This window comes from Streptomyces sp. NPDC029956, assembly GCF_055574655.1.
This window is the reverse complement of record NZ_JBVHZJ010000014.1, coordinates 18,214-34,172: the sequence shown is the minus strand read 5'-3', so window position 1 is coordinate 34,172 and position 15,959 is coordinate 18,214. Positions and strand designations below refer to the sequence as shown.

At 70.3% G+C, this 15,959-nt stretch carries 14 protein-coding genes and 1 pseudogene; 10 read left to right on the top strand and 5 right to left on the bottom strand.

Annotated features, from left to right (window positions below):
* Positions 1-136 precede the first annotated feature (136 nt).
* From ACZ4XX_RS13840 to ACZ4XX_RS13825, 4 genes and pseudogenes are all read left to right on the top strand, one after another.
* Positions 137-790: a class I SAM-dependent DNA methyltransferase gene (locus tag ACZ4XX_RS13840; protein WP_468508148.1), complete on the top strand. Its 654-nt coding sequence runs from the start codon at positions 137-139 to the stop codon at positions 788-790.
* Positions 791-1,310: 520 nt separating this feature from the next.
* Positions 1,311-2,195, top strand: coding sequence for a type 1 glutamine amidotransferase (locus ACZ4XX_RS13835; RefSeq protein WP_468508147.1), 885 nt, complete (start codon positions 1,311-1,313; stop codon positions 2,193-2,195).
* Positions 2,196-2,328: 133 nt separating this feature from the next.
* A pseudogene (locus ACZ4XX_RS13830) lies at positions 2,329-3,065 on the top strand (IS5 family transposase); the annotation flags it as partial.
* 484 nt (positions 3,066-3,549) lie between these two features.
* Positions 3,550-4,704 carry a hypothetical protein gene (locus ACZ4XX_RS13825; RefSeq protein ID WP_468508146.1) on the top strand — a complete coding sequence of 385 codons (1,155 nt, stop codon included), beginning with the start codon at positions 3,550-3,552 and terminating at the stop codon, positions 4,702-4,704.
* A gap of 498 nt (positions 4,705-5,202) precedes the next feature.
* Here ACZ4XX_RS13825 and ACZ4XX_RS13820 read toward each other — a convergent pair whose 3' ends face one another.
* A complete protein-coding gene (locus tag ACZ4XX_RS13820) occupies positions 5,203-6,447 on the bottom strand; it encodes a hypothetical protein (protein ID WP_468508145.1) in 1,245 nt (414 codons plus the stop codon).
* A 562-nt stretch (positions 6,448-7,009) separates the two neighbouring features.
* Between ACZ4XX_RS13820 and ACZ4XX_RS13815 the strand changes: the two genes are divergently transcribed.
* The 3 genes from ACZ4XX_RS13815 to ACZ4XX_RS13805 are packed head-to-tail and all read left to right on the top strand — an operon-like array spanning position 7,010 to position 8,063.
* Positions 7,010-7,198, top strand: a complete 189-nt coding sequence (locus tag ACZ4XX_RS13815) for a hypothetical protein (RefSeq protein ID WP_468508144.1) — start codon at positions 7,010-7,012, stop codon at positions 7,196-7,198.
* Positions 7,199-7,212: 14 nt separating this feature from the next.
* Entirely contained in the window at positions 7,213-7,545 is a 333-nt protein-coding gene (locus ACZ4XX_RS13810; protein WP_468508143.1) for a hypothetical protein, read from the top strand.
* Complete coding sequence (locus ACZ4XX_RS13805) at positions 7,545-8,063, top strand: structural protein (protein ID WP_468508142.1); 519 nt, start codon at positions 7,545-7,547, stop codon at positions 8,061-8,063. The genes ACZ4XX_RS13810 and ACZ4XX_RS13805 overlap by 1 nt, the downstream gene beginning before the upstream one ends.
* On the opposite strand, the gene ACZ4XX_RS13800 is transcribed toward ACZ4XX_RS13805, so the two are convergent.
* Positions 8,060-8,911: a hypothetical protein gene (locus ACZ4XX_RS13800; RefSeq protein WP_468508141.1), complete on the bottom strand. Its 852-nt coding sequence runs from the start codon at positions 8,909-8,911 to the stop codon at positions 8,060-8,062. The two genes, ACZ4XX_RS13805 and ACZ4XX_RS13800, sit on opposite strands and share 4 nt — an antisense overlap.
* A 67-nt stretch (positions 8,912-8,978) precedes the next feature.
* Here ACZ4XX_RS13800 and ACZ4XX_RS13795 point away from each other — a divergent pair, with 67 nt between their 5' ends.
* Positions 8,979-9,446 carry a hypothetical protein gene (locus tag ACZ4XX_RS13795; RefSeq protein WP_468508140.1) on the top strand — a complete coding sequence of 156 codons (468 nt, stop codon included), beginning with the start codon at positions 8,979-8,981 and terminating at the stop codon, positions 9,444-9,446.
* A 556-nt stretch (positions 9,447-10,002) separates the two neighbouring features.
* Positions 10,003-10,575: a hypothetical protein gene (locus ACZ4XX_RS13790; RefSeq protein WP_468508139.1), complete on the top strand. Its 573-nt coding sequence runs from the start codon at positions 10,003-10,005 to the stop codon at positions 10,573-10,575.
* Positions 10,576-10,879: 304 nt separating this feature from the next.
* Here ACZ4XX_RS13790 and ACZ4XX_RS13785 read toward each other — a convergent pair whose 3' ends face one another.
* Entirely contained in the window at positions 10,880-11,374 is a 495-nt protein-coding gene (locus ACZ4XX_RS13785) for a hypothetical protein (protein WP_468508138.1), read from the bottom strand.
* A 441-nt stretch (positions 11,375-11,815) separates the two neighbouring features.
* Here ACZ4XX_RS13785 and ACZ4XX_RS13780 point away from each other — a divergent pair, with 441 nt between their 5' ends.
* On the top strand, positions 11,816-13,903 hold the full coding sequence (locus ACZ4XX_RS13780) for a pentapeptide repeat-containing protein (RefSeq protein WP_468508137.1): 2,088 nt from the start codon (positions 11,816-11,818) through the stop codon (positions 13,901-13,903).
* A 132-nt stretch (positions 13,904-14,035) separates the two neighbouring features.
* On the opposite strand, the gene ACZ4XX_RS13775 is transcribed toward ACZ4XX_RS13780, so the two are convergent.
* Together ACZ4XX_RS13775 and ACZ4XX_RS13770 are read right to left on the bottom strand one after the other, a co-directional pair.
* Complete coding sequence (locus ACZ4XX_RS13775) at positions 14,036-14,635, bottom strand: hypothetical protein (protein WP_468508136.1); 600 nt, start codon at positions 14,633-14,635, stop codon at positions 14,036-14,038.
* 206 nt (positions 14,636-14,841) lie between these two features.
* The gene (locus ACZ4XX_RS13770; RefSeq protein WP_468508135.1) at positions 14,842-15,900 is read right to left on the bottom strand and encodes a phosphotransferase; all 1,059 of its coding nucleotides are present in this window, start codon (positions 15,898-15,900) and stop codon (positions 14,842-14,844) included.
* Between the last annotated feature and the right edge of the window lie 59 nt (positions 15,901-15,959).

Below are 15,959 nucleotides of genomic sequence, written 5' to 3'. Positions count from 1 at the left end.
AAGCCCCCTCGCCGCCGCCACCGCCGCCACCGCCGTCACGCGTCGGGCCCTGGCCCCGGTCACGGCCGGAGGACCGGGACCGTGTCCGGCCCCCGGGGGTGTCGTGTCGATGAGGCCGGATCCCTAAGGTGCCGCCATGACCGAAGCCGCGCACATCACCGCCACCCGACGCTCGTACGACACCGTCGCCGTCGACTACGAGCGACTGCTCACCGACCAGTTGGCGGAAGTGCCGCTCGACCGGGCGATGCTCGCGGAGTTCGTGAGAGCGGTGGAGACGGGAGAAGGGCCCCGCGCCGTGGGAGACCTCGGCTGCGGTACGGGGCGGGTGGCGGCGTACCTGCGGGACATCGGCGCCGACGCCTTCGGTGTCGATCTTTCACCGGGGATGATCGAGGTCGCCCGGGACACCTACCCGGGGCTGCGCTTCGAGGTGGGGTCGATGACCGCGCTCGACCTCCCGGACGCCTCGCTCGGCGGGGTCCTGTCCTGGTACTCGACGGTGCACATGCCGGAGGAGGAAATCGTCGCGTCCTTCACCGAGTTCCAACGGGTCCTGGCGCCCGGCGGCCATGTCCTGGTCGCCTTCAAGGTGGGGAGCGGGCACGTACGCCTCGACCGGGCGTACGGCCATGAGGTCAGGCTCGACGTGTACCGCTGGTCACCGGACCGCGTCGCGGGACACCTGGCGGCGGCCGGTCTCGTCGAGTCGGTCCGTCTGGTGCGTGAGCCGCACCCCGAGGAGAAGACGCCGCAGTGCTTCCTCCTGGCGCGCAAACCGCGCGGCTGATCCGCCCCGGCGCGGCAGCGGAACCGCACGGGAGAGGCGGCGAACCGGTGCGGTACGGGTGCCGCGGGGCGGGCGGACGGCCCCTCGCGTCGCCCGGGAGCGGAGTCGCACGCCCGAGCGGCGCAGGGCGGAGGAGCGGAGCTGGGCGGACGAGATCCTGGTGCGCTGGCCGCCGCCCGCGATCAGGGCGTTGACGGACGCCATCGGGTCGCCGCCCACCGACCGGGCGAGCAACGCACCGACGACCACCGGACCGAGGGCCACGGCGAGGGCCGTGCCGGTGGCGGTGACGTGCTGGAGGGGGCGGGTGCGTCGCCGGACGTCGAAGGTCATGGTCACATTCCAGCAGCGCGCGGGCGACCCCGTATCGGTCCAGGTACTCAGACGGGCGCGGGCGGCTACTCAGGCGTGATCGTGCACGAGCCCCCCGGGGGTCCCGCGCGAACGACTCTTCGGCGATCCCCGGGGTCGGCGAACGTGACGAGGCGTTCCCGGGCGGACCTTGGGAGGCGGACCGACCGTGACGACGGAGACGACAGGGACGACGCGAGCTGCGGGGACGGCGACAGCGGGGGCGGCGCGGACGGCAGGGACGACGGAGGTCGCGCGGACAGCGGGGGTGGCGGCGGCGGCCGCCGCGGGCCGGGCCCCGGCCGGAACCGCGCACCTGCCCGCCGCCGTACTCGTGGTGCAGCACGAGGAGGGAGCGGGCGCCGGGCTCGTCGGTGAGCGCCTGGTACGCGACGGCCTCCGGCTCGACGTGGTGCGCGCCTGGGAGGGCGCGACGCTCCCGGCCGACCTGGGTGGCCATGCGGGGCTGTTGGTCCTCGGCGGGTCCGTGAACTGCGAGGACGACGAGGCCGCTCCCTGGCTGCCGCAGGTCCGGGCGCTCGTACGGGAGGCGGTGGCCGCGGAGATACCGCTGCTCGGGATCTGTCTGGGCGGTCAGATCGTCGCCCACGCCCTGGGCGGTTCGGTCACGACACGTCCCCAGGGACCGGAGCTCGGCGCCGTGCCGCTCAGGAGGCTGCCGGCGGCGACGGACGATCCGGTGCTCGGAGGGGTGCCGGACGGCGCCCTCGCGGCGCAGTGGCACGGGGACGACATGGACCGACTGCCCCCCGGCGCGGTCCCGTTGCTCACGGGCGACGACTGCCCGCACCAGGCGTTCCGGCTCGGGAGGGCGGGTTGGGCGGTGCAGTTCCATCCGGAGGCCACCGGGAACACGGTCGCGGAGTGGGCGGCCGAGGACGGCGAGCTGCTACGGGAGGCGGACACCGACCCGGAGACCGTGGTGGCCGCGGTACGGGCAGCCGAGCCCGGACTCCGCACGGTCTGGGGCGCGGTGGCGGCTGCCTGGGGCGCGGTGGTCCGCACCCACGCGGACGCGAGGCGACGACGATAGCGGCCACGCTCGGCATTCCCTCGGGCCGCATGCGGCTCGGCATTCGCTACCGACCGCCGCGGGCTACCGGCACTACGGCTCCGACGCGCCGGCTCGCCTCCCCCTGGTCCGCACACGGCGAGAACTCGGGATCGTCCCATGGCGTGACTTGCCGCGTGAGTACGGGCCCTGGCAAACCGTCTACGGACTGCTCCGCAGATGGCAACGGCAGGGTATGTGGGCCCGGTTGCTGACGTTGCTGCAGGCACGGGCCGATGCGGCCGGGCTGATCACCTGGGAGATCAACGTCGACTCCACGGTCTGCCGTGCCCACCAGCACGCGGCTGGTGCCCGCCGGAACGGCGTCGGGCAGGAGGAGCCGCCCGGCGGAGTGGGGCATGAGCCGGACGACCACGGACTGGGCAGGTCCCGGGGCGGGTTCACCACGAAGATCCGTCTGGCGTGCGAGCAGGGACAGAACCCGTTGTCGCTGCTGGTCACGGCAGGCCAGCGGGGCGACAGCCCTCAGTTCGAACCGGTTCTGAACGCGATCCGGGTTCCCAGGCCCGGTGGTGGCCGGCCACGGACTCGCCCGCTGCGGGTGCGGGGAGACAGGGCGTACTCCTCTCGCGCGAACCGTGCTTACCTGCGCAGGCGTGGGATCAGGAGCACGGTTCCCGAGCCGACCGGCCAGGTGCGCAACCTCAAGGGTCGTGGCCGTACGGGCGGCCGCCCGCCTGCCGTCGACTGGCAGGACTACAAGGCCCGCCATGCGGTGGAGTGCGGGATCGGCCGTTGAAGCAGCATCGGGCGGTCGCCACTCGCTATGACAAGCTCTCGGTTCGGTTCGAGGCCGCCGTTCACGTCGCGGCGATCCACCAGCGGCTGTGATGAGGTTCCCGGGCCTCTCCTCGTCCGACGATCAGGGGTGAGACGGCCTGGGTGACCCTGTCGCAGGCGGAATTCCGGCCGGTTCGAGCTGCGCAGCCGTGTCGACTGGTGCATACGTCTGCATCGCCCGACGGCCTGACCGTCATCGAGTACGAAGCAGAGGGCAGAGGATGAGCACGGCGGATATGCGCACCGGTTTCGGGTTGATCGGCCTGCTGGCCACTGCGGTGACGGTGGCAGCGTGGGACATCGACGGTCTGAGCTGGGCTCGGTGGTCCGGGTTCGTGGCGGTTGTCGCTCTCGGCACGTCCGCCGCGTTCGCCGTGATGGCGCGGGACACAGCCCGGCGCCGAAGCAACTCCTCTGTGGGGAGCCGGCGATGACGCCGGAGCTCGTGACGGGGAGCACCGTGCTGTCGGGTGGCGGGGGCTACACCCCGCTGCCCGACGGGCGGGTCCTGACTCCGGACGGGTACGCGGTCGACGTGGAGACCCTGCAGCGGGCGCTCGCCTCGACTCCGGACAACACCCGAAGGTCGCGGGACTCTCGTACCGCGGCCTACGTCTCGTGGTGTCAGGAGCGCGGCCGGCTCCACACCGACGCGGGCACGCTGGCGGACTACGCGGCCGCGCTCGCTGGTCGGCGGCATCCGGCCGAGACGATCGCCGTCTACACCTCGACGATCGCGGAGCGTCTCGCCGCCGCCGGCACGACTGTCCTCGAGTCCGAGCGTGCGTTGATCCGGGCGATCGTCTCCCAGCGCGCGCAGGAAGAGGCACGCGACGACGGCGGCCAAGGGGATGTTCTCCATACCACCGAGTGCACCCGCGGGGACCTGGCCGCGATGCTGGCTACCCTCGACCGCACCGCGGTGGAGGGCATTCGGGACGCTCTTGTGCTGTCCCTGGACTGGTACATGGCGGGCCGCGCCTCGGAGCCGGCGAGCCTCAACCTGCGGGACGTGGTGGAGGAATCGATCCGGCTCGTGGATCCGGACACTGGCGAGCTCGTCGAGCTGTCCACGCTCCGGCTGAGCAAGACGAACGCGTACGGCAAGACCGCCGACGTGATCCGGATCGCGGCGCAGGACGACGACACCTGTCCGGTGGACGCGTACCGGGCCTGGGCGGCGGTCCTCGCCAGTGCAGGGGTGACGTCCGGTCCACTGTTGCGGCGGGTCAAGGCGGGGATGCTGACGACGGCGGGCCGACCGCCGATCCCACCCGGGCGGGCGGGATCGGCGACCGGACGGTCCGCAACATCATCGCGGCCGCCGCGCTCGCGGCGGGCCTCACCCGGCCGCTGGACTCTGCGGAGCGGGTTGTCATGTCGACCGTTGCGGAACAGGGGGAACTCGACGCCCTGGTCCTCACCGACGACGGGCGGAAGGCCCTCAAGGTCCGCCGGCGGCTCGCGCGGCGCGCTCTGCGGCGAGCGCGGCCGCGGTACTCGGGGCATTCCATGCGCCGGGGCAAGGTGCGAGACGACCAGCGGAGCGGGGCCCTCGGCACGTCATCGAGCGACAGAACCGGTACGTGCCCGGCTCGAAAGCACTCGCGCGGTAACTCGACGACATCGTGCGTGGGACGAGAGCCTGACCCTTCCTGGCCGATTCCGTGCAGCCCAGCGGGATGACTGAAGAGCGGGGCGTAGCCAGAACTCCGCGTCCTCGTCACCGGCCCCTGACACCACAACTCTGGTGCGCTGCTCGCTCCTGGACCGGACCCGGCCCAGCGCCCCCGACTTGCGGAAATCGCCAAAAACCTCCGCGCCTGCATCATGGAGGCCGAGCGCGAAGGATGGCTCGGCGAGATCGAGGGCCGCGTCAGCCTCGCCGGAGCTCAAGAGAAGCTCGCCCAGCTGGATGTCCGACCCAACCCTGGCCGGCTGACCATCGACCTGGGTATGCCTGTCATCCATCGGGTCCCACCCCTGCATCAGGGTCCGTAGATGCCAGGCCGGCTGAAGCGGCCCATCCTGTGGGGCTCCGTCCGGGCGAGGGTGGCCTCGGGGTCGCAGGTGCCGACGATGAGACCTGGTGGCCGAGGGGACAGGCGGGCGGCGTGCTGGCGGGCGCCCGCGCCGGTGCCGAGAATCGCGATCTCGGGGCGCCGTACGGCACGACCTCGTCCGCAGACTAGTGGGCGCTGCTGCCAGACTCGCTCAACCTGCCCTCCAGGACCAACACAAGCTGAGCGGTCCAGGGCTCCAGTTCGTCTGCCCGCTCCTCCTGTCGCAGAGCATCCACCACCACCGCCAGGGGAGCTGTGCCTAGGCGCTCTGCGGCTCCCACGAGCCCGGTGAGCTGGTCCAGCATTTTCCGCTGGTGGAGCAACGCCATGAGAGCGGCGATGTCGCGGGGCGTGTGGGCGCGCTGATCGACGAACACGCTGGCAAGCCGTTCGGCCTCAAGGAGAAGCCCGAACTCCACAAGAGCTGTGAGGAGGTCTGCGGTGACTGAGACGTCGGCCGCCCATGTACAGGCGGTGAGAATGCCCTCAGCGACGTCCCGTTGGCCCGAGCAGGCGAGGTATCCGATCAGCACAGTCGTTTCGGCCACCTCGCGGCCAGCGAAGACGAACAGGGCCTGCTCCCATACCTCCTCGGCGGCTCGACAACGGATTGCCTTGAGCACCTGGACAGCAGTGCTGAGCGTGGAGTCGTTCAACGCTTTCACAAGGAGATCATCTGCTTCCGCATGCCAGCCTCGCCTCCGGAGCGCCTCCTCGTAGGTCCAGAAGGTACAGTGCCGCAGACCCCATGTCCTCTGAACGGTTAGGCAGCGCAGGTACTCGTCCAGGTGTTCCTCCAGGCCAGCCTTCCGGAGGGCCCCCAGGAGGGCCATGGTGCCGCGCAGGGACCGATGGGTTGCGGCCCTTTCGAGTAGTTCCGACGCAGACCATTCCCCGTTCCGGGTTGCGGAGAAGGCTTCGAGTTGCGCGACGACGGCACCCGCCGACTGCTGGGACAATGCGGTGAGGTCCGGATGCACGCGAAGGTCGGCACGAGCCCGTACGGACCTCCGCTGCGCCGTCCTGGCCTCAACCAGTTCCCGGTTCATCTCGCGCCACAGGTGCTGCCATGATCGTATCTCTCGATCACTCGGAGCGATGGAGTAGCCGTAGTCATCGCCGTAGGCCAAGAGAACTGCGTGGAAGCGGCGGACGAAGTCCATGTCGGGCTTGGTCCGGCCCTTGAGCTTGTCATCCACGGTGGAACGGGTCAGACGATGTTTCCCGAAGTGCTGTGATCTTTCCACGATCTCTCGGAGCGAGGGCTGGCCCACCTGGAGGCGGAGCCGCTGCAACTCCTTGGCAAACCGGATGATCACGGTTCTTGACGCATCCATCTGACGGACAGCCTTCCAGTTCAGTGTGCTCACCGGATTCTGGATCCGGCTGCGGGGCGCTGTCCGGGTTTTTCCGGAATCCGTCCGAGAAGTTCGCCGAACTCCCGGACAAGGCGGTTGTCTGAGCCTGACCAGCACGACAACGCAGCCCGCTGAATTGGGCTGTCAAGGGAAGGAACAAATCAGCATGCCCCTACACCAACCGACTTCTGACCAGGCCGAGTTTCCCGTGCTCGCCGTTTCCCTGAGGCTCCGATTGACTCTGAGGCACTGTGCCGCCCTGCTCCGCACAGTCGGCGTACTCGTAGTCGGCATCGCCATCGCGCTCATCTCACAGAGCCCCGTGAGCCCATGAGGTAGACGATTCGGCAGCACCACCGTGACGGTGTGACCGCTCACTCCACAGCCCGGGCGGCTGCCGATGGAACGGGCGGCCTGCGGCGTCGGGCGAGCCGAGACGAGAAGCGCCCGACCGGCATCGGCTTCGAACGAGGATCCAGCCGCGCCATTCGAGTCTCGCACGCAATGCGCCAGCACCCACGCCGCAGAGTCCGAGCGGCTGCGCCCCGGCGGCGTCGGCGCGCAGGGCCGACGCGTGTCCTCCGTCAGCGCGGAAGGCCAGGCCGTGTCCTACGAGTCCGCACCGGCCGCCGGCCAGGCCGGAGCGCTGCCGACCCTGGACATCCTGGCCCGGTGGAAGCGCCGCCTGTACCAGCCGCTGAACCGGCCCGCCCGCGCCCCGTGGCCGTACTCGTCCGCCCTCGGCCGCGGTCGCGGCCGCTGACCAGAAGGAACCCCATGGCCGTCGTGCTGCCCAACGCCACACTCACGGTGCATGTGCTCGCTCACCCCTGGGAGCACGACGCCAACGGCGTGCCCGTACCGCCGAACCCCAACCAGAAGCCCGCGCCGCGCGGCACCTGGCCCGGGTCGGTCCTGGAGCAGCCCGACGGCTCATGGACCGTGCGGCTCGACCCGCGAGCCTGGCCGGTCAAGGAGAGCGACACCATCACCGACGAGACCGGCCGGTCCTGGACGCTGACGAGCACCCGCAAGCACGCCGCGTCCGGATGCCCGGACGTCGATTACGTCCAGACCTCCGCCACCCTCAACCCGCCCGTGGTGCCGTGATGGCCCGCGCGAAGTTCACCCCGGCTCGAGGCCTCGAGGAACAGCTCGCGCGCCTGATCGCACCCGACGTGCAGGGCATCGCCCGCAAGGCCGAGATCGAGGCGAAGCGCCTGGCGCCGCCCGTCAAGAAGTGGGTGACCATGGGCGACGACAAGGTCCGCCCCACTCACGTCGAGGCGAACGGGCAGGAGGTGCCGGACAACCTCCGGTTCAAGCTTGACTCCATGGGGTGGGACATCAAGCACCGCGGTGTCGGCGCCCACACTTACATGATCCGGCCCAAGGACGAGTCCTCCAGGAACTGCCGCTGCACCGTCCACCGGGACCCCGACGGCATCGCCCAGCACATCACCACCGGCCAGCCGGTCGTCGCCGGGAAGAAGGTCACCGTCACCGTCTCCGTCCAGGCACACCTGGTCGTCGAGGCCGAAGTAGGCATCGTCTACCCCGGCAACCTCCGCTCCGACGGCACGTTCTTTATGTCCCGCGCGGCCGCCATTGTTGCGGCTCGCCGCTAACCCCCGAGGCTGTCCAGAGCTGGCAACCTCTCGCAGATCGACAGCAGTGCGGCAATCGCGTCGTGCGCGCTGTCTGCATCCTCGCGGAGGTGCTCGACCAGCTTCACGAGGGCGAGATCGTCAACACTCTCCCCTTGTCCGTGGCGCTCCAGGCTTCTGAACGCTCTGGGCTGGTCGTTCAGGAGGCGCCTGCCGTTGATGCCGTCCAGCGTCCGTACGGCAGTCCTCAGCGCTACGTGCGCGCCTCGAGGTATCCAGGGGGCCTCAACGTCCAGAAGGCGGGGGCGAACCTCCATGTCAAGCCGGTGCCACGACTCGCTGATCATCGTCAGCCAGGGGTGGACCGGCTTGGGAATGAACGTCGCGCTGATGAGGGGTCGCCTCCGCTCGAAGGCGCGGCAGAGCCCCCCTGAATTCGCGGGGGACGGATCCTTCTCCCACCTGTCGGCAGCGGCACGGCACTGCTGGTTGGCGGCACGGAGACGGTTGAGATCATCCTTCGCATCGACGTGCTCTTGCCGCACCAACCCTGTGGCGGCAATCCATTGGAACTCCTGTGCCGCGTTCCGGCCGCTTCGTGCAGCCACCTTGTAGGTCGCGGCCTCTGCCTGCATCGATCCCAGGTGCGAAAGCACCACCAAGGCGAACGGCACGCCGATAAGCAGGCCCGTGAAGCTCGAGAAGACGTTTGTTGCGAATCCTCGGTCGTCCCACCACCCGTGCCCGTCTCCATAGAGACCGATCCCGAGGCACACCAAACCCAGGAACAGGCTCGTCCAGACGATCCGCCGGATCAGTCGGGGGATCTCCAGCCATCGCGACAATGCTGATATCAGTCGTCTTCCCACGTTTCCCCCTCGCTCCGCCACCACAACGAAGCGACACTAGCGGCCGCCGCATGCACAGTGCGGGCCCATGGCTACGAACTCCACCACCAAGAAGCCCGCCGCGCCCGACGCCGCGGAGCAGTCCACCGACGCCGACATCGTCACCCAGCCGGCCCCGGTCGTCCGGCCGCCGGCCCTCGCCAGGCGTGTCGGCCCCACGCTCAACCCCGCCGTCGATCCGGTCACGATCAGGCTGACGCACCACCACGAGGTCGACGGCGTCACCTACTCGCCAGGCGACGAGCTCCTGGTCGATCCGGAGTACGGCGGGCGCCCGCCTGCAGGCGCAGGGCTACGCGCAGCTCTGATGAGCGAGCCGACCCTGGCGGACGCGGGTCCGGTCTCCGCGATCCTCGCCTGGCTGCAGACACACCCGGAGGTCGCCGACGCGCTCGGCGGCCCCGGCCGTGTGTCCGGAATCGCAGAGGCCCCGTGGCCGCACCTGCGGGTCGACCACGGGCCGGCGGCGACCTGCGGGACCTGCGCTGGGCCATAGAAGTTCAAGAACCCGGTTCGGAAGCCGACGCTGGAGCTCTTGTGCGAGCTGATTCCGAGCGGCAAGGAAGGGAAGCCGAGCAGCCTGACCAGGGTGCGCGGGATCCTCGACAACCTCTCCAAGGTGGGGCTCGTCTCGACCCCCCGATGGCGAGCCTCTGAAGACGTCCTCCAGGGCCGTGGCCGCGCGGCGGCCGATCCGAATTCGCATCAACGACATGCCCAAGCCGGGCTACGCAGGGTGGAGGAACGCCGAGGCGAAGCTGGCCTTCCTCGTGGCTCGGGAGGCGGGCCGGAATTCCGACCCGGACCGTGAAGGTGGTGAGAGCGAGGGGGGTGCGGGTCGGAATTCCGACCCGGAACCGGGGCCTGGCCTACCGGAACGCGAAGGCCCTCTGGTTCCTACTCTGGGTACGAGTCCCGCTGGTCAGGCCCCTTCGGGGCGTAGCCCCGCTGGATGCCGTCAGGCCTCTACCGGTAGTTGTGGGCTGAGGGAGGGCGGCTGCGCCGCGCCCGCGACAAACCAGCCCCGTCTCTCGAAGCAGGAACGCGACCAGGTGCAGGCTGTCCGGGCGCTGCTGCCCCGCCAGCTCTACAACGCTCTCGACGGCCGGCTCCCGCCGAACATCGCTGCTGCTGTCGTTGCCGCTCTTGCTGCCGGCCGGTCCCGGGAGCGAACCCCGCAGCAGCTGGTTGTCCACCGTGTGGAGAAGCGGTGGAACACGTACTGGGCCGAGCAGCTCTTCCCGGCCTGGAAGGCGGAGCGGGATGCGGGCCGGACGCCGCGGCCGCCGTACGGGCCGCTGCTGTCGATGCTGAAGGACATCGCGGAGTGCGGGAACCTCGGCTGCGACGACCGGGTCGACGTCCACATGAAGCAGCCGTGCGTCGCGTGCGTGACCCGCGCGCAGGATCGGCGCGCCAACCGCGAGGTGCCGCAGGAACACCGGGGCGTTCCGGACGGGCCTCCGCTCCTCCCGGCGCAGCGGGAGCGGGTCGTCGTAGACCACTCGGCTGGCCTCCGCCCCGAGTGCGACGACTGCGGCCGCCCCTTCACCGCAGGAGCCACAGAGACGCTGCGCGTGGACTGCCGCCCCAGCACCGTCCCGGCCCCGGGGACAGCCTCATGACTTGTTGCAGGACTGGTTCGGCTTGACGAGCACCCCGGACGAGGACGTAGCCGCGGTAGTGGGCTGGGGCTGGAGTGTCGAGGAAGTCGCGCGGCACCGTGAGGAAGACTGACCCGCCCGGCGTCGGGTAGCGGGGGGGGGGGGGGGGGGGGGGGGGGGGGGGGGGGGGGGGGGGGGGGGAGGGAAGGTACTCTACAATCCTACGGACCCCCCCCCTCTTCTGTGGTTGTTGTGCTCGTTTTTTTGTTTTTCTCCTCCCGCCCCCCCCCCCCCCCCCCCCCCCCCCCCCCGCGGCCGTGACGCTCTACGCGTTCTTGATGGCGTCCTGGGAGGCCTGGATGAATGCGTTCCGGGCGCTAAGCAGGTTGGCAAATACCTCTCCGGGTCCCAGCTCGTCTACCTCGCCGTCTTCCGGCCGAAAACGGGTCCGCAAGACGGCGGCCATGTACCTCTCCGCTACCGCCGCTACTTCCGGCGGCCCGTCCAACCTGAGCAAGGCATGCGCCTGCTGCGTAGCCGTCGCGAGTTCGGGGCCGTGACTCTGGGGGCCTGTCTCCCACTCCGTTGCTGCGGCGAGCATCGCCGCATATGTCTGGCGACGCTGCTCGGCTGCGCGAACCTTGCGCTGCTCGTCGAGCGTGGCCTGGACCGTCGAGATCAGCGCGTTCGCTTGCGCCTGGCCAGCAGTCTCGGCTGCCGCGGCTTGCCGGTGGCCAGCCCTCCACGCGAAGAACCACGTCACTGCACTGCCCAGGATCGCCGCTCCAGCGGCGATCAAGGCGATCCCCCACTCATTCATACGGCGGACCCTGTCCATGGAGCCACGTGGAAATGCGGCGTGGTGGTCTCGGGCCTGACGGTCAGGACCACCAGAACGAGTCGGGCCGGGGACTCCTATGAGTTCGCGATGGCGTTCTGGGCAGCCGGGGATGAACGCGGCAGGGGCGTCAGCGCGAGGTCAAGGTGGCGGTTGGGGCGCTCGGTCTGTTGAACGGCCCGCGCTGGGCGGTGAGGGGCTGTCAGGCTAGGCGGGGTGAAGGGGCATGGGCTGACCAGGATTCGGCGGGCGCGGCATGTTCGGCTCGTGTGCGTCGGGCTGCCTGGCGGACCAGGGCCCGTACGCGGCGTACAACCCGTTCCGACCTGGGCCCACCTGACCCGGCACCACCCGCACCCCTCCTGTCCGTCACGGTCCGGCGACCGCCGGCACTGAGCCTCTCCTGCCTGGAGCCGTCCCGCCATGAGTACACCCCAGCCCCCGACGGCAGCGCCGTCCTGGCCGCACTGCGCTCACGGCGTTGACCCGGCCTCCGATCCCGTCGGCTGCCGCGGCGTCCATGTCCCCGGCCATACGGCCTGCCTCGCGCACTTGACCAACGGCGACCGCACCTCGTACCTGGCAGGCCTGACCCCGGGCGTCGACATCGACCACCGCGGCACGCCCTTCACCGAAGACCTCCTCACCCAGCTCCTGAGCGCCCTCACCGACCCCACCACCCACAACCCCCACCTCGGCACGGCCAGGTTCGACGGGGCACTGTTCACCGGCACCGCCGGGTTCGAGCAGGCGCGGTTCACCGGCACCGCCGGGTTCGACCGGGCCGAGTTCTCCGGCGGCGCTATGTTCCACGGGGCGCAGTTCTCCGGCGATGCCCGCTTCGGCGGGGCACAGTTCTCCCACATCGCCTCGTTCACGAGGACGCAGTTCTCCGGCGGCGCCTGGTTCGGCAGGGCGCAGTTCTCCGGCCCCGCCGCTTTCGACGGGGTGCAGTTTACCCGCTTCGCTGTGTTCGGCGGAGCACTGTTCACCAGCACCGCCGGTTTTTTCGGGGTGCAGTTCACCGGTACCGCCGGGTTCGACGAGGCGCAGTTCTCCGACGAAGCCCTGTTCGGCAGGGCGCACTTCACCGCCGACGCGGGGTTTATCGGGGCACAGTTCACCGGCACCGCCTCGTTCGACGAGGCCCAGTTCACCGGCACCGCCTGGTTCAGCGGGGCGCAGTTCACGGGCACCGCCGCGTTCGGCAGGGCGCAGTTCACCGGTACCGCCGGTTTCGTCGGGGCGCAGTTTTCCAGCGACGCTGAGTTTGTCGGGGCGCAGTTCACCGGTACCGCCGCGTTCGGTGGGGCGAGGTTCTCCGGCGACGCCGTGTTCGGCGGGGCGCAGTTCTTGGAGGCTGCTTGGTGCGGGCCTTTGGTGTGTGGGGGGAGGGTGGATCTGTCGGGTGTGGTGTTCGGGGCGCCGGTGACGCTGGAGATCGCGGCAAGCGCGGTGTCGTGTGTGCGGACGCGGTTCGAGTCGACGGCGACGGTAAGGGTGCGACGGGCCGAGGTGGATCTCGGCTACGCGGTGCTGGCAGCCCCCGTCGCAGTCACCGCCCACCCCGCCCCCTTCACCACCGCCACCGGCACCGGCACCGGCACCGGCACCGTGGACGAGAGCCTGCTGACCGGTCCCGACCGGGTGCGGGTGACGTCGGTGCAGGGCGTGGACGCCGCGCACCTGGTGCTGACCGACACCGACCTGTCCGACTGTCTGTTCTCCGGCGCCTTCCACCTCGACCAGCTCCGCCTGGAAGGCCGCACCACCCTCGCCCCCACCCCCACCGGCTTCCACCGCTGCGGCATAGCCCCGATCCGCTGGACCCGCCGGCGCACGCTCGCGGAGGAACACCACTGGCGCGCGCAGAGCGCCGGACAGCCCTCCGCACCCGCGGGCGCCGTGCCCGAGCCCCGCCGGTGGCGTACGGGCCCGCACCACCCCGACCCTGCCCGCACCCCCGACCCTGACGACGTCGCCGCCCTCTACCGGCAGCTCCGCAAGGCGTTCGAGGACGGCAAGAACGAACCTGGCGCGGCGGACTTCTACTACGGCGAGTGCGAGATGCGCCGCCACGACCGCACCGGCACCCCCAAGACCGAACGCCGCCTGCTGTGGGCATACTGGACGCTCTCCGGCTACGGCCTGCGGGCCTCCCGCGCGCTGGGCTGGCTCGCGGCCGCCATGCTCACCACGATCCTGCTACTGATGGCCTTCGGCCTGCCCGCCTCCTCCCCGAAGCAGGAAGCCACCGGCACCGTCCCGGCCGGCGGAGGGAAAGTCACCTTCACCATCGACAAGCAGGACCCGGAGAACCCCGTGAAGGACCGGTTCACCAGCAAACGCTTCGACAAGGCCCTCAGCGTCACCCTGAACTCCGTCGTCTTCCGCTCCAGCGGCCAGGACCTCACCACCGCCGGCACCTACATCGAGATGACCTCCCGCATCCTCGAACCCGCCCTCCTCGCCCTCGCCGTCCTTGCCATCCGCGGACGCATCAAACGCTGACGGTCCCGTCTGGAGGACCGGCCCCGGGCTGGAAGCCGAGCTGGAGGCCTACGAGCGGCAGGACCTGGCGACGGGGTGGGGGCTGTTGGTCTCGAGCCTGACGGTCGAGACCACCACCATGCCGGCAACCGCTCAGCCTCTGGCGCGGAAACGGCGCGTCGCTGCCATAGGAGCCGGTGCTGACCGGATGATCTCGCGCGATGCGGTCAGGAAATCGACCCGCCCCTGCTTCAAAGCCGGCCATGCTGCAATCAGGCCGGCATTGTCGATCCACCCCGCCCCATTCCGGCCCTGCTTCATGGCAGTGGTGTACACCCGCAGGGCCTCCTCCATGGTCAGAAGCACCTCGTCAATCCGCTCAGGCCCAAGCAGTGACGTGGCCTCGAACTCGGTATCTACGGAAGTGCATGCTTCATCGACATGTATGTCAACCAGGTCGCACACCTCGCACGGCCGATCAAACTCCTCGTTCACCATGGCTCGGTGTTCGGCCATCTGTTCCCGTGAGTGATCGGTCTCGATGATCTCAACCAGGCTGAGAACGCACTGGTCCCAAGCGGAGAGCAGCCGCGTGTACGCCTCCTGTCGCTGCCCGCGAAGCCACTGTTCGTGCTCGACCTGTGCCTGTTCACGTACTGTCCGTCGGCCTAGACGGACACCGATGAGGCTTCCGAACACCGCTACGACACCTGCCACTCCGGCCGCTATGACGGCCGCCCACCCCTGATCCATGGGCGTCATCCTGCCGTACGGGGCAACGTCGACTAGGGCGTGTTGTGAAACTCCCGCCTGCCCCGCGACGCCATGCACGCGCTCTCGCCGCACCGGGCGCAAGCCCGAGTACTCCCGTACGAGGACTTGTGCCCGGCGCGCCGAGAGCACGCACCTGACGCCGCGGGGCCGCCCTTCGGGCGACGACGGGAGTGTGACGACAGGACCTAGTACCAAGGGCGGGCGTCAGGCGTGGGCAGCGGACGCAGTTTCGGCCAGCGTACGAGCAGGCGGTCGGCCATGGCGGAGCCGAGGCGGCCGAGGGCGTGCAGGTGATCGTGGTCGCGGGTCATGTCGGCGACCACGCCCAGGCGGTGGACGAGCCGCTCACGGGCCGACACGTCACCCCACTCGAAGTCCTCGACGGGCACCCGGGCGAGCTGGTCGACCGTGCCGCGGTCGGCCCGCTCGACGAGCGCGTCGCCCTGGATCAGCCAGCCCGCGCACGCGTCGGCGAGGTCACCCGGGACGTCCTTCCCCGTGAGGCCGCGCCAGGTGGTCCGGTAGACGTCTTCGACCTCCTCGAGCGGGGCCGCCGTGACCGACAAGGCGCACCAACAGGTGGGGAAGCCGATGCGGAAGTAGGCCAGTTCCATCAGTCCGTTGCCGAGCGAGGCCCGCTCGAAGTCGACGAACCGGACGCCGTCGGCGGTGCGCAGATCGTTGCCGGGGCAGGGGTCGCCGTGCAGCAGCGCGTGATGCGGCCCGGGGTCCAACCGCTCCAGCAGATCGGCGAGTTCACCGGGAACCGCGGGCGGTACGGGCACGTCGAGCGCCCCGGCCAGGGCGAGGAAGGACTCCGCGTCGCCGGCCGTGGGCCCGGACCAGACCGGGAGAGCGCCCGCGTCGGACGGCCCGGTCAGGGCGTGCAGCCGGGCGAGCGACTCGGCGTACCCCGGCATCCAGTCGTCCGTCCTGCCGAGGTCGTCCAGGTGTTCCAGGACCATCACCCGCGAGGAGGGGTCCGTGGCGAGCACCGCGGGGGCCACGGCGGGCCCGGAGGACCGCCCCGCAAGGCGCAGCCCGGCGACCTCCCGCGCGAAGCGCGTGTCCGCGTCGGCGCCCGCGTCCCCGTCGCCGGTGATCTGCTTGACGATCACCAGCCGCCGGTCGGCAAGCCGCACCCGCCACACCCGTGACCGCGGACTGCTGTCCAGGAGGTCGGCCTGCGCGGGGGCGCCCACGGCGGAGAGCAGCGACTCGTCGAACGGCACGCGGTTCAGCATGTCGACGAGCGTAGCCATAGCTTCGCACGCACGAGCGAGCGCCCTGGCCTGGCCGGATG